A 12946-nucleotide genomic window follows, 5' to 3' on the forward strand; every position below is an offset into this window, starting at 1 on the left:
GAGCGGACCGGCCTCCCTCCGCCCCTCGCCGTGAAGGGACCACGTCCATGCCGCTGACCGCCATCAGAAGGAGAACCGTCATGGATCCGAACGACCAGGTGCTGCTCGCGGCCGCCCACCGGGGCGACGTCGCGGGGATCCAGGGAGCGCTCGGCGCCGGCGCGCGCGTCGACTGCCGGGACACGGAGCTACGCACCCCGTTGCTGCGGGCCGCGCTGGCGGACCGGGTGGAGGCCGCCGCGCTCCTGGTCGCGGCGGGCGCCGACCCGGACGCGCGGGACAGCCGGGCGGACACGCCGTGGCTGGTCACCGGGGTGACCGGCAGCGTGCCGATGATGCGCGTGCTGCTCCCGGCGGGCCCCGACCTGACCCTGACGAACCGCTTCGGCGGGACCTCCCTGATCCCCGCGGCCGAGCGCGGCCATGTCGCGTACGTACGGGCCGTACTGCGCGAGACGGACATGGACGTCGACCATGTGAACCGGCTCGGCTGGACCGCCCTCCTGGAGGCGGTCATCCTCGGCGACGGCGGCCGGGCGCACGAGGAGATCGTCGAACTGCTGATCACCGCCGGGGCGGACCCGCTGCTGGCCGACCATGACGGGACCACCCCGCTCGAACACGCGCGACGACGCGGCTTCACCGGGATCGCGGGGCTGCTCGCGGCCGCGACGGCCCGCTCCGGACGGGAGACCGCGCGATGAGGCGAGCGGAGCGGACGACCGTGCGCGTGGGGGCGCGGGGCCGGGCGCTGGCGTCGGCCGCCGCGCTCGCGTCCGTCCTCGTCGGGTGCGCGGCGGACGGCGGCGCGGACGCCGCGCCCCGGGCGAGCTCCTCGCCGGCCGCCCCCTCCCCCACCGTGCCCCCGTCCACGCCCGCGTCCGTCCCGACACCGACGCCGGACGGCACGCTCCTCGTCGCCGACTTCGGGTCCGACACCGTCACCTTCGTGGACCCGCGCCGCGGCCCGCTCGGCTCCGTCGAGGTCGGGACCGCGCCGTACGGCCTGGTCGTCGGGGCGGACGGGCGCGCCTGGGTGGCGACCGCCGAGGGCGTCGCGGTGGTCGACACCCGCACCCGTACGCGGCTCGCCCTCGTCCGGTACGAGACGGCCGGCGGACCGGCCACGACCGGTGAGTACCGGGGCGGCGGCATGGGCATCGCGCTCTCCCCCGACGGCGGGCGGGTGTACGTCGGGGTCAACGTGCCGGGCGGGAACGGCACCGTGGAGGTGATCGACACCGCGAGCCGGGAGGTCACGGCGACCGTTCCGGTCGGACGGCGTCCGTTCGACGTCGACGTGGCGCGGGACGGCTCCGAGGTGTACGTGACGGACCACGACTCGTTCGACGTGACCGTCGTCCGCGCGGACACGCTCTCCCCGCGTCGTGTCGAGGTCGCTCCGTACGGCACGGAGGGCGGGCTCGGCTCGTGGCTGAAGCCGCACTACGCGGTCGTACGGCCCTCGGACGGGCGGCTGTTGCTCCCCTTCGAGGGCGAGCGGCTGGTCGTGGTCGACCCGAGGACGGGCCGCTCGGAGATCGAGCCGATGACGGCCGACACCCACCAGCACGGAGCCACGATCACGCCCGACGGCACGCTGCTCGTCGTCGGGACGGGCCCGATCGACCCGGCGGAGGACGAGGGTCCCTCGCTCACGGTCCGGGCGCCCGACGGCACCGAACGGGTGTACCCGCTGGACGGTCCGCACGAGAACGTGGCGGTGTCGAAGGACGGCCGCACCGCGTACGTCACCGGTGGCTTCACCCGCGACGGCTACTGGGACGGCATCACCGTCGTCGACCTGCGGACGGGCGGGACCACGCGCCTGCCCGCCGGTGAACGGCCCCTCGGCATCGCGGTCCTGTAGCGGTCTCCTCCGCCGACCTGCCCGGGTGCGCGCGCACCCGAGGGCGTACCTGCCCGAATGCGGACCTGCCCGAGTGCGTACCTGCCCGAATGCGGACCTGCCCGAATGCGGACCTGCTGGATTTCGTCCGACCCGCCCGCCCAGCGAACCCGCCCAGGGAACTGGATCACGCGACGCGGCGTCCCCTCCCCCTGAAGGGGGTCTTGTGGTGGAGGGGAAACGGAAGAGGCGCGGACTGCTCACGGCGGTCGTCGTGGCGGTGGTCGGTGCGCTGTTGCTCGTCCACCGGTGGGTGCCCGAGCTGCCGGGCCATCCGATGAGCCTGCTCGAAACGTTTCTGCCGTGGCTCGGTCTCGTGGTGCCCGTCGGTCTCGTCGTCGCCGCGGTGCGCCGCTCGGTCGTCCCGGCCCTCGTCTGTCTGGTCGTCGGCGCGGTCTGGGTGGGGGTGTTCCGGGAGCCCCTGGGGGCGCCGGAGCCCTCAGGGGCGTACGGCCTCACCGTCGTCCAGCACAACGTGAGCGACGAGAACACCAGCCCGTCGCGCGTCGCGCGGATCCTCCTGGGGCCCGAACCGGACGTGATCGCGCTCCAGGAGCTGACGCCGTCGAGCCTGCCCGCCTACCGGCTCGCCCTCGACCCCACCCATCCGCACCGGGCGACCGTGGGGACCGTCGGGCTGTGGTCGAAGCACCCGCTGACGGACATCGCGCGCGTGGACCTCAAACCGACGGCGCTGACGGCCGACTGGGAGCGCGGCCTGCGGGCGGTCGTCCGCTCCCCGCACGGGGACGTGACGACGTACGTGGCGCATCTGCCGTCGGTGCGGGTGCGGGCGACCCAGGGGTACGCGACAGGGTGGCGAGACGAGAGCGCGGGGCGGCTCGGGCGCGCCCTGGCGGCCGACCGGTCCGCGGCGGTGCTGGTCCTCGGCGACCTCAACGGCACCGTCGACGACCGGGGCCTGGCGCCCGTGCTCTCCGAGGTGCGGGGCAACCGTGACGACTTCGCCCTCTCCTGGCCGACCGCCCTGCCCCTCGCCCGCATCGACCACGTCCTGGCGCGCGGCTCCGCCGAGGTCGGCGTGACCTGGACGCTGGCCGACACGGGCAGCGACCACCTGCCGGTGGCCGCGCGGGTACGACGGTGACCACCGCCACGTGCGGGGAGGCCGTCGCCACCCGCTGCGCCTATTCGTGCGGCGGCCGAGGCCGATAACGGGGACGAAGGAGGGCGACGTGGTACATCTACCCCTAACCCGCCCCTCCTGCCCTCACCGCGAGGAGACCCCCCATGCCCACGCCCACGCCCGCGTACCGCTACGACGATCTCAGCGCGCTGTACGTCAACTGCACGCTCAAACGCTCCCCCGAGGTCAGCAACACCGAGGGCCTTGTCGACCGCAGCCGGTCCGTGATGGAGGCGCAGGGCGTGTCGACCTCGCTGGTGCGGGCCGTCGACCACGACATCGCGACCGGGGTGTGGCCGGACATGACCGACCACGGCTGGGCGTCGGACGCCTGGCCCGAGCTGTACGAGCAGGTCATGCGGGCCGACATCCTCGTGCTGTGCGGCCCGATCTGGCTCGGCGACAACAGCTCGGTGATGAAGCGGGTGGTCGAGCGCCTCTACGGCTGCTCCAGTCTGCTCAACAGCGCGGGCCAGTACGCCTCTTACGGCAAGGTGGGCGGCTGCCTGATCACCGGCAACGAGGACGGCGTCAAACACTGTGCGATGAACGTGCTCTACAGCCTGCAGCACCTGGGCTATGTGATCCCTCCCCAGGCGGACGCGGGGTGGATCGGCGAGGCCGGCCCCGGGCCGTCGTACCTGGACCCGGGCTCGGGCGGGCCGGAGAACGACTTCACCAACCGGAACACCTCGTTCATGGCCTGGAACCTGATGCACCTGGCAGCGATGCTCAAGCGGGCGGGCGGGGTGCCGGCGCACGGCAACCAGCGCACCGCCTGGGACGCGGGCTGCCAGGCCGACTTCCCGAACCCCGAGCACCGCTAGGGCGTCCCCGGCGCGCGGGCCGGCGCGGACGCTCCCTCAGGAGCCCGCGCACGGGGCCGTTTTGGATTGTCGGACGATCATCCCTACGATCCGCCCATGATCACGAGAAAACGGCTGTCGACCGGGGCCTGCGCGCTGCTCGCCGTCCTGGCCGTCGGACTGTTCCCGAGCGGCGCCGCCGCCGACGAACCCGCGGCGAAGGAACCCCCCAAGGTCGAGCTGGTGCTCGACGTCAGCGGCTCGATGCGGGCCCGCGACATCGACGGCCAGTCCCGGATGGCCGCCGCCAAGCAGGCCTTCCACGAGGTGCTCGACGCGGTGCCCGAGGAGGTGGAGCTGGGCATACGCACCCTCGGCGCCGACTACCCGGGCGACGACCGCGAGAAGGGCTGCAAGGACACCCGCCAGCTCTACCCGGTCGGTCCGCTCGACCGGACCGAGGCCAAGACCGCCGTCGCCACCCTCGCCCCCACCGGCTGGACCCCGATCGGGCCCGCCCTGCTCGGCGCGGCGGAGGACCTCAAGGGCGGTGACGCCACCCGCCGGATCGTGCTCATCACGGACGGCGAGGACACCTGCGCCCCGCTCGACCCGTGCGAGGTGGCGCGCGACATCGCCGCCCGGGGCATCCACCTCACCATCGACACCCTGGGCCTGGTGCCGAACGCCAAGATCCGCCAGCAGCTCACATGCATCGCGGAGGCGACCGGCGGCACGTACACCTCGGTCCGACACACCGACGAACTCTCCAAGCGCGTAAGGCAGTTGGTGGACCGCGCGGCCGACCCGGTCGTCACCCCGGTGGCCACGCAGGGCGCCGAGCGCTGCGTCGACGCCCCGGTGCTCCGGCCCGGTCTCTACACCGACCGCGAGACCTTCGGGCAGCACCGCTGGTACCGGGTGGACGTCCTGCCCGGTCAGGAGCTCCGCGCCGCGGTCAGCGTGTCCGCCGACCGCGCCGTCAACGACGACTACGGCGTGCTGATGCGCGCCGTGACCCTGCGGGGCCGGGAGATCGTCCGCCGCTCGGAGGCGGGCGACGGCCGAACGGACGTCATCTCGACCGGTCTGCGCTATCCCAAGGAGCCGGTGGACGGCGTCGACGCGGACAAGCCCGCGGCGGAGACCGTCTGCCTCCAGGTCAGCAACTCGTTCTCTGCGCCGCCGTCGGTGAAGACGACCCCCGGCATGCCGATCGAACTGTCCCTCGACATCGTCGACGCGCCCGACGAGGCCTCCGACGTCGCCGCCTTCGGTCTCGGCCGCGGCTGGTGGCTGCTCGGCGCGCTGGTCCTGGCAGGTTTCGTGGGCGGTCTGCTGTGGGGCTGGGTGTCCCGCTGGCGCGTCGCCGTCTGGAGGACCCACTGATGCGTACCGTACGCGCGCTGACCGCCGCTCTGCTGGCGGGCGCCGCTCTGTTCGGCCCGGCCGCCGTGCCGGTCCTGGCCGATTCCCCGACCCCGACCCCGAGCGGCAGCGCGAGCGCCGAGACGGCGGGGCCGACCGAGGCCGGCACCACCTTCCGTACCGCCGCGTTCTTCCGGCAGGGGCAGCAGGCCACCGCCGAGGCCTCCACGGGTGACTACCTGTACTGGGTCTTCCCCGCCGACACCGGGCAGCGCCCCACCGTGACGGCTTCCGTCACCCTGCCCGAGTCCGCCGTCCGCCACGGCGCCTCGACCTGGCGGATCGACGTCTACGACGGACTGCGCCGCCGGCAGCCGTGCATGTACGGGATGCAGTCGCGGACCGCCGCGAGGGAGGCCGCGACGGTGGAGCTGGCCTGCACCCTGCGCCCGGTCCGCCCGTGGGCCGACACCTGGGACGACGACCCGCTGCCCGGCAGCTACTACGTGCGCCTCACCGTGACGGGCCTGCCCGAGGACGACCTCGGGCAGCCGTTCGCCGCCCGGATCGGGGCCGTCTCGGCCGAGGAGGGCGGGGCGTACGCGGGTGGTGGCTCGCTCGCCGCTCCGCTGGTCCCCGGCGCCACGACGGAGGACGCGGCCACGGCCGACGGGACGTCGGCGGTGGAGGCACGGGCGCCCGAGGACGGCTGGTCCTCCGGCTGGTGGTCCGACCGCTGGATCTGGACGGCGGTCGGCGGGGCGCTCGCCGCGCTGGCCGGCATCGGCGGGTACACGCTGACGCGCGGCTCCGGCCGCCCGCCACGGGTCCCGCCCGCCGCCTGACCACCCGGCACGCCCGGCACGCCCCCTCACTCGCGAACGGCCACGGATCCCCGGACCCGTGGCCGTTCGTACGACGGTCGGCGTGTCACCCGTCCGCGCGGCCCCGCCGGGCGGGGGACCCGTGGCCGCGGGCGGCGGGTAGGCGCGCGATCAGCTTCTCGCGCGGGACGGTCCACGGGGCGGGCGGCGACATCGTCGCCGCGGTGTTCCCGGTCCCGGCCGCCCTCGCCCGCCCGGTCCGCGGCCTGCGCCGCCGGTGGTGTCAGGGCATGCGGCGGGCTCCCGCCACGATGGCCTCGCGGATCCGGTTGTAGGTCCCACAGCGGCAGATGTTGCGGATCTCGTCCAGGTCGGCGTCGTCGATCTCCCGTCCGGCGTCCCGCGCCGCGCGGACCTTGGCGACGGCCGTCATGATCTGGCCGGGCTGGCAGTAGCCGCACTGGACCACGTCGAGATCCAGCCATGCCTCCTGCATGGGGTGCAGCTCCGTGCCGACGGTCGCCGGAAGGCCCTCGATCGTGGTGATCTCGTCGGTGGGGGCGATCTCCTTGACCGGGACGGAGCAGGGATTGAACGCCTTGCCGTTGATGTGGCTGGTGCACGCCTGGCAGACGCCGATCCCGCAGCCGTACTTGGGGCCGGTGACGCCGAGGACGTCACGGAGCACCCACAGCAGCCGGACGTCGTCCTCGACCTCGGCCGTGACGGCCTTGCCGTTGAGGATGAAGGTGTGGTGCGGCACGGTGGCTCCTGGTCCTAGAAGGCGCGGTCGAGGCCGTCGACCGGGGAGGCGGGGATCGGCGGGGTGGTGGGCAGCGGCTCGAAGCCGAGCGGCTCGGCGTGGTTGACGGGGAAGGTCGTCGGCATGGTGCCGGTGGCCCGGCCGTACGCGCAGGCCACGGCGGCCATCGCGGCCCCGACGGCCAGCTCGCCCGCGCCGCCCGGCCGGTCCGAGGTCGGCGGCATGACGACGATCTCCAGCTCCGGCGGGGTGTTCCACTGCCGGGTGTAGAAGTAGTTGTCCCAGCTGCCCTCCTGGAAGTGGCCGTCACGCAGGTGCAGTCCGGAGGTGAGAGCGAGGGCGATGCCGTCCACGATGCCGCCCATCATCTGCGCCTCCAGACCGCGCGGGTTGACGGCGAGCCCGACGTCGACCGCGCAGACGACCTTGGTGACGCGGGGCCCGGTGTACCCGTCGTGGACCTTGCGGCCGGTCGTCTCGGGCCGGCAGTCGATCTCGGCGAGCACGGCGACGAAGGCGTGGTACTCGGGGTGGAGGGCGATGCCCTGGGCCATGCCCGCCGGCAGCGACCGGCCCCACTCCCCCACCGCGGCGACCTTGTCGAGGACCGCGCGGGCCCGCTCCTCCTTGAGGTGCCTGCGCCGGAACTCGTACGCGTCCTTGCCCGTGCGCCGGGCGAGTTCGTCCACGACGAGCTCCTGGGCGCAGCGGACGTTGGGCGAGTAGATCCCGCGCATGGAGCCGGTGTTGAAGCCCTTGTCGGTCTCGCTGAGCAGTTGGGTGGTGACGCCGAAGTGGTACGGGCTCTGCTGCGTGAGCGCGAAGATCGTCTCGGAGAAGGCGAGGTCGCCCACCGGCAGTCGGGCGGCCGTGGAGGTGATGATCTCGCCGAGGCCATGGCCGAAGTCGGTGGCCACGGAGGTGTGGCGCTGCTCGTACGTGAGCACCTCGCCGAGCGTGTACGTGGCGCGGACCCGCGACGTCGACATGGGGTGCGTACGGCCCTGGCGGAAGTCGTCGGTCCGGTGCCACATCAGTTTCACGGGCTTGCCCACGGCCCGGGAGATCTCGGCGGCCTCACCGGCGGCGTCGTGGAACAGTTTGCGGCCGAACGACCCGCCGCCCTCGGTGACATGGACCGTGACGGCGGAGACCGGGAGGCCGAGCTGAAGGGCGATCTGCTCCTGGGCGACGATCGGCGTCTTCAGGCTCGCCCAGATCTCGGCCGAGTGCGGTCGCACGTCCGCGACGGCGCAGTTGGTCTCCAGGGCGCTGTTGCTGGAGAAGTGGAAGGTGAAACGGGCGTCGACGGCCTTCGTCAGCAAGGGCAACGGCGGTACGACGAGGGGAAGTTCGGCGGCCCGGAGCTTGCGCTGGTCGGTCGCGTCCGAGTCGCCCTCCGCGGTGCCGGGACCCCAGGTGACCTTGAGGGCGCGGACGGCGTCGATGCACTGGCCGAAGGTGCGGCCGCGGACGGCGACGCCGGTGGAGATCCGCACGACATCGGTGATGCCGGGCATGGCCCGCACCTCGGCCAGGTTGTCGACCGAGCGGACGGTGCCGTTGATCGTCGGCGGCCGGCAGACCATGGTCGGCAGGGCGTCGGGAACCCGCACGTCCATGGCGAACTTCTTGCGTCCCGTCACGGCCTCCAGCGCGTCGGTCCGACGCCGCGCCGTGCCGATGACCGTGAACTCGGACGGCTTCTTCAGGGCGACCGCGACCGCCGTGTCGCTCACGGCGGCCGCCTTCGCGGCGAGCTCGCCGTAGCCGATGCTCCGGCCGGTCGCCGAGGAGACGATCGCCCCGGCCTTCGCGGTGAGGGAGCCCAGCAGCTCGCCGAGCTCCAGCGCGGCGGCCCGCAGCAGCCGCCCCCGGGCGACGGCGGCGGCGACGCGGAGGGGGGTGAAGGTGGCGATGGTGGTGTTGGAGCCGCCGGTCATCTGGTTGAACAGCAGCTCCGGGCGGGCGTCGGCGAGGGTGACCCGCACCTTCTCCAGCGGCAGGTCGAGCTCCTCGGCGATCACCATGGCGCAGGAGGTGGTGATGCCCTGGCCGACCTCGGCCCGGGGCAGGGCGAAGGAGGCGGTGCCGTCGGCCTCGATCCGGATGGTGATCAGGTGGGCGGTCGGCAGGGCGGCGTGCGTGAGCATGTCGTTGAGGTCGTAGATCTCGGACGGCCCGGGGAGGGACGGCACGAGCGCGGGCGCGGCGGCGGACGCCGGGGAGGGGGCGAGGACCGCCTCCCCGAGCTGCGCGGCGACGGTCAGCGTCGGGGCGGCGAGGACGTACCCGAGGAAGCGGCGCCGGTCCGGCCCTGCGGCCGGTGCCGCTGCCGCTGCCGGGCCTGCGGCCGGTCCGGGATTCCCCCGCTGGTGCTGCTGCGCATCGTCGCGCACGGTCATCGGCTGCCCTCTCCACGAACCACCACGTCACGAACCACCACGTCACGAACGACGACGTCGCAGGATCATCGCTCATCAGCGGGTTTCCGTGTCCCGGAACGGCGCAGGATTCACGCCCGCCACGCCTTCTCCCCACCACACGGTGGGGCGAACCCGGGAATACCCCGCCGCGTGGCAGCGGTTCATGCCGTGCGTGGCACCACGTCGCATCCGCTCGGAAGGAACGACCATGAAGATCGGCATCATCGGCGCAGGCAACATCGGCGGCAACCTCACCCGCCGCCTCACGGCTCTGGGCCACGACGTCTCCGTCGCCAACTCCCGCGGTCCGCACACCCTCACCGCGCTCGCCGAGGAGACCGGCGCGACGCCCGTCACGGCCGGCGAGGCGGCCCGCGGCGCCGAGGTCGTGGTCGTGACCGTTCCGCTGAAGGCCGTACCGGACCTGCCCTCGGGCCTCTTCGAAGGCGCGGCGGACGGCTTCGCCCTCATCGACACCAACAACTACTACCCGCGCGAGCGCGACGGCCGGATCGCCGCCATCGAGGACGACGGGCTGACCGAGAGCCGCTGGGTCGAGGAACACCTCGGCCACCCGGTGATCAAGGCCTTCAACGGTACCTACGCCCAGGACATCCTGGACAAGCCCCTGCCGGCCGGCGACCCGGACCGGATGGCCCTGCCGGTCGCGGGCGACGACGAAGCCGCGAAGAAGACCGTCCGCGCCCTCATCGACCAGCTGGGCTTCGACACCGTCGACGCGGGCGGGATCGACGACTCCTGGCGCCAGCAGCCCGACACCCCGGTCTACGGCCTGCGCGCCGGAGCCGACGCGGTCACCAAGGCCCTCGCGGAGGCGTCCCCGGAGCGCCCGGCGTCGTTCCGGGGCTGACAACGCCACTGGTCGGACTAGTGTGTTGCGCCATGACAGAGGATCTTCGCGTACACCGGACCCGCACCTCCTACGACACGGTCGCCGTCGACTACCAGCGTCTGCTGGGCGACCTGGTCGCCATCACCCCCATGGAGCTCGGCATGCTGGCGGCCTTCGCCGGGGAGGTCGGTGCGGCCGGGCGAGGGCCGCTCGGTGATCTGGGGTGCGGGACCGGCCGTATGACGGCGCATCTGAAGGCCCTCGGGGCCGACGTCTTCGGGATCGACCTGTCGCCCGGCATGATCGAGGTGGCCCGGGACGCACACCCGGGCCTGCGCTTCGAGGTGGGGTCGATGGCGGCCCTCGACCTGCCCGACGCCTCCCTCGGCGGCGTGCTGTCCTGGTTCTCCACCGTGCACGCGCCGGAGGACGAACTGGCCGTCTTCTTCGCCGAGTACGAGCGGGTCCTCGCCCCGGGCGGCCTCCTCTGCCTGGGCTTCAAGGTCGGCGACGAACGGGTGTCGCTGGAGCGGGCGTACGGCCACGAGGTCGCCCTCGACGTCTACCGCTACCCGCCGGACCGCATCGCGGGCCTCCTGACCGACGCCGGGTTCGTCGAGACGGCCCGCCTGGTCCGCGCCGGCCAGGGCGAGATGGAGAACACCCCGCAGGGCTTCCTGCTGGCGCGCAAGCCGGCCTGACGAGGGCGGAGCCGGTGGCGCCGTGGGGTCAGTCGGCGTACGCGGCCGCCGGTGGGCCCTGCGGGTGGGCGCCCAGGGTCGGGGCGAGCCACCTGTCGTACGAGACCATCCAGGGGCTGGCGGCGCCGCCCGCACGGTAGTCCGCCAGGACCGCGTTGACCCGGCGGACCAGGTCGGTGTCGTCCTTGTTCATGGCGACGCCGTAGAGGGAGGTGTCGAGGCGCGGCCCGACCAGCCGGAGCGTGGGGTCCTGGGCCACGAGCCCGGCGGCGAGGGTCTCGTGGGTGAGGACGGCGTCCACGGCCCCCTGTTGGAGTGCGACGAGGCAGTCCAGATGGCTCGAGGTCTCCACGGCGACGGCGCCCTTGCCGGACGACGCCAGGAGGTCGGCGGCCGAACTGCCCTTGCTCAGGCAGACCCGCCGGCCGCGCAGCCGCGCGTCGAACCCGGTGATCCCGGAGCCCTGGGGCACGAGGAGCAGGTGCCCGGTCTCGAAGTAGACGCTGGAGAACGCGATGTCGGCCAGCCGCTCGCAGGTGATGCTCATCGTGCGCACGATCACGTCGACCTGGCGGTTCTGGAGGCGGGGGACACGCTGGGCGGGCGGCATGCCGATGAAGCGGACGACGGCCTTCGGGCCGAGGATGTCCCGGGCGATCGCCCGGACCAGGTCGATGTCGAAGCCGGACGGCTCCTGGGCGTCCTGGTCCAGCGAGGCCCAGAGGTAGCTGTTGAGGTCGACCCCCGCGACGAGATGACCGCGCTCCTTGATCCGTCGCACCGCCTCGCCGTCCACCCGCGCCGGGCGCGGGCTCGCACGCCGAGGGTCGCAGGACGGGGCGCGGACGGGCGCGGCGGCCGTGGTCCGTACCGCGCTGCCGGGCGCCCTCGCGGAGGCGCCGGCCGTGACGGCGGCGGCCGGGGCCGCGGCGAGCACGGTCGCCAGGAGCACCAGCCAGAGAGCGAGACGGCCGCCCAGCGGCCTCCTCTCCCGCCGCTCAGGCCCGGATCGAGCAGTCACACGCCTCACCCCCGCACAGCCGACACCCTGCCCAGGCTACGCACCTCTACCCCAACACCGGGGCATGTACGACGAGTTGGGCCGAGAGTTGGGGCGATGTCGGGGGAAGTCACCGCCCCCGAAGAGCGGGGAGGGCGGGCAGAGCCGGCAGGGAGGGGAGCGTCGGCCGTCGTACGGCGCGCAGGTGCAGCGGGGAGAGGCGGGCGCGCTGACCGCCGCTGGTGATGAGGGCGTTCACGGAGGTCATGGGGTCGGCGCCGACGCTCCGCGCGAGCATCATGCCGACGACGAGCGGCAGCAGCGCGACCGCCACGGCGGAACCCGTCGTGGTGACGTGCTGGATACGGCTGGTGCGCGGGGCGTCCGGTGTCATGCCCCCATTCGACCGGCAGGGGCCGGGTCCGCGTATCCGGCGACGTACTCACCCGGCCCTACCGGGATACTCAGACGGGCACGGGGCCGTCGCGGCGCGTCCCCTTGGCGGGCCGGGGCCCGGTGGGGTTGCGTGGACGACCACCGGTCCACCGGCCCACCGACCCACCGACCGAGCGGACCGACCCCCGACCGACCGGACCGACCCACCGACCGCGCCGCACGCACCTGCACACGCCCGGCAAGCACACGCACGCGCACACACGTACCGAGGAGCCCACCCCACCATGGCCGACTATCGCATCGAGACCGAACGCACCGGCTACCGTCAGTGGGTCGCCCGCAACGACCGAGGCGCCGAGGTGCGCATCGGGGCGGCGGACGACGCGGACGCGCAGCCCTCGTTCACCCCGGTCGAGCTGCTGCTCGCCGCCATGGGCGGCTGCGGCGGCATGGTCGTCGACCGGACGGCGCGCGCCGTCGACCACGACGACCTGCGGATCGTCGTCGAGTCGGTCTCCGGGCCGGAGGACGACGGCCGGGTGGGCCGGATCAGGGTCAGTTACGAGTTCGAGCTGCCCGACAGCAACCCGAAGGCCGCCGAGGTGTTCGCGCGCGGGGTGCGGCTCACGCACGAGAAGTTCTGCACGGTCAGCCGCACCGTCGAACACGGGGCGACGGTGGAGGCCGTCCTGCCCGACGGGACCGTCGGATTCCGCGCGGGCTGATCTGTCCGGTTTGAGCACGCTCTGTGCG

The 12946-nt window shown here is 73.6% G+C and carries 13 protein-coding genes; 9 read left to right on the forward strand and 4 right to left on the reverse strand.

The window, feature by feature from the left end; translation table 11 throughout:
• The first annotated feature begins 80 nt into the window (after positions 1-80).
• The 6 genes from ACIPPS_RS12735 to ACIPPS_RS12760 all read left to right on the forward strand — a co-directional run bounded on the left by ACIPPS_RS12735 (position 81) and on the right by ACIPPS_RS12760 (position 6075).
• Positions 81-704, forward strand: coding sequence for an ankyrin repeat domain-containing protein (locus ACIPPS_RS12735; protein WP_401430241.1), 624 nt, complete (start codon positions 81-83; stop codon positions 702-704).
• Entirely contained in the window at positions 701-1870 is a 1170-nt protein-coding gene (locus ACIPPS_RS12740; protein ID WP_401430243.1) for a hypothetical protein, read from the forward strand. The genes ACIPPS_RS12735 and ACIPPS_RS12740 overlap by 4 nt, the downstream gene beginning before the upstream one ends.
• Before the next feature lie 208 nt (positions 1871-2078).
• Complete coding sequence (locus ACIPPS_RS12745) at positions 2079-3017, forward strand: endonuclease/exonuclease/phosphatase family protein (RefSeq protein ID WP_401430245.1); 939 nt, start codon at positions 2079-2081, stop codon at positions 3015-3017.
• A gap of 143 nt (positions 3018-3160) precedes the next feature.
• Entirely contained in the window at positions 3161-3883 is a 723-nt protein-coding gene (locus ACIPPS_RS12750; RefSeq protein ID WP_401430247.1) for a flavodoxin family protein, read from the forward strand.
• A gap of 96 nt (positions 3884-3979) precedes the next feature.
• The gene (locus tag ACIPPS_RS12755; RefSeq protein ID WP_401430249.1) at positions 3980-5251 is read left to right on the forward strand and encodes a VWA domain-containing protein; all 1272 of its coding nucleotides are present in this window, start codon (positions 3980-3982) and stop codon (positions 5249-5251) included.
• Positions 5251-6075, forward strand: coding sequence for a hypothetical protein (locus ACIPPS_RS12760; protein ID WP_401430251.1), 825 nt, complete (start codon positions 5251-5253; stop codon positions 6073-6075). The genes ACIPPS_RS12755 and ACIPPS_RS12760 overlap by 1 nt, the downstream gene beginning before the upstream one ends.
• 262 nt (positions 6076-6337) lie before the next feature.
• Here the strand turns inward: ACIPPS_RS12760 and ACIPPS_RS12765 are convergent, their stop codons facing one another.
• Complete coding sequence (locus ACIPPS_RS12765) at positions 6338-6817, reverse strand: (2Fe-2S)-binding protein (protein WP_401430253.1); 480 nt, start codon at positions 6815-6817, stop codon at positions 6338-6340.
• A 14-nt stretch (positions 6818-6831) separates the two neighbouring features.
• A complete protein-coding gene (locus ACIPPS_RS12770; RefSeq protein WP_401430255.1) occupies positions 6832-9222 on the reverse strand; it encodes a molybdopterin cofactor-binding domain-containing protein in 2391 nt (796 codons plus the stop codon).
• 229 nt (positions 9223-9451) lie between these two features.
• Between ACIPPS_RS12770 and ACIPPS_RS12775 the strand changes: the two genes are divergently transcribed.
• On the forward strand, positions 9452-10114 hold the full coding sequence (locus tag ACIPPS_RS12775) for an NADPH-dependent F420 reductase (protein WP_401430257.1): 663 nt from the start codon (positions 9452-9454) through the stop codon (positions 10112-10114).
• Between the two features lie 32 nt (positions 10115-10146).
• Positions 10147-10797, forward strand: coding sequence for a class I SAM-dependent methyltransferase (locus ACIPPS_RS12780; RefSeq protein ID WP_401430259.1), 651 nt, complete (start codon positions 10147-10149; stop codon positions 10795-10797).
• A gap of 28 nt (positions 10798-10825) precedes the next feature.
• Here ACIPPS_RS12780 and ACIPPS_RS12785 read toward each other — a convergent pair whose 3' ends face one another.
• Positions 10826-11818 (reverse strand): glutamate ABC transporter substrate-binding protein, encoded by a 993-nt coding sequence (locus ACIPPS_RS12785; protein ID WP_401430261.1) that lies wholly within the window; start codon positions 11816-11818, stop codon positions 10826-10828.
• 109 nt (positions 11819-11927) lie between these two features.
• On the reverse strand, positions 11928-12191 hold the full coding sequence (locus ACIPPS_RS12790; RefSeq protein ID WP_401430263.1) for a hypothetical protein: 264 nt from the start codon (positions 12189-12191) through the stop codon (positions 11928-11930).
• A 286-nt stretch (positions 12192-12477) separates the two neighbouring features.
• On the opposite strand from ACIPPS_RS12790, the gene ACIPPS_RS12795 reads away from it, so the two are divergent.
• The gene (locus ACIPPS_RS12795; protein ID WP_401430265.1) at positions 12478-12918 is read left to right on the forward strand and encodes an OsmC family protein; all 441 of its coding nucleotides are present in this window, start codon (positions 12478-12480) and stop codon (positions 12916-12918) included.
• The last annotated feature ends 28 nt before the right edge of the window (positions 12919-12946 follow it).

The organism is Streptomyces sp. NPDC090127, assembly GCF_044746945.1.
In the GTDB taxonomy this organism is placed as follows: domain Bacteria; phylum Actinomycetota; class Actinomycetes; order Streptomycetales; family Streptomycetaceae; genus Streptomyces.

Bases quoted from the DNA above. Each gene is read 5' to 3' on its own strand.
- ACIPPS_RS12740 (WP_401430243.1), top strand. From the start codon at position 701: ATGAGGCGAGCGGAGCGGACGACCGTGCGCGTGGGGGCGCGGGGCCGG.
- ACIPPS_RS12755 (WP_401430249.1), top strand. From the start codon at position 3,980: ATGATCACGAGAAAACGGCTGTCGACCGGGGCCTGCGCGCTGCTCGCC.
- ACIPPS_RS12750 (WP_401430247.1), top strand. From the start codon at position 3,161: ATGCCCACGCCCACGCCCGCGTACCGCTACGACGATCTCAGCGCGCTG.
- ACIPPS_RS12775 (WP_401430257.1), top strand. From the start codon at position 9,452: ATGAAGATCGGCATCATCGGCGCAGGCAACATCGGCGGCAACCTCACC.
- ACIPPS_RS12795 (WP_401430265.1), top strand. From the start codon at position 12,478: ATGGCCGACTATCGCATCGAGACCGAACGCACCGGCTACCGTCAGTGG.
- ACIPPS_RS12780 (WP_401430259.1), top strand. From the start codon at position 10,147: ATGACAGAGGATCTTCGCGTACACCGGACCCGCACCTCCTACGACACG.
- ACIPPS_RS12735 (WP_401430241.1), top strand. From the start codon at position 81: ATGGATCCGAACGACCAGGTGCTGCTCGCGGCCGCCCACCGGGGCGAC.
- ACIPPS_RS12770 (WP_401430255.1), bottom strand. From the start codon at position 9,222: ATGACCGTGCGCGACGATGCGCAGCAGCACCAGCGGGGGAATCCCGGA.
- ACIPPS_RS12790 (WP_401430263.1), bottom strand. From the start codon at position 12,191: ATGACACCGGACGCCCCGCGCACCAGCCGTATCCAGCACGTCACCACG.
- ACIPPS_RS12760 (WP_401430251.1), top strand. From the start codon at position 5,251: ATGCGTACCGTACGCGCGCTGACCGCCGCTCTGCTGGCGGGCGCCGCT.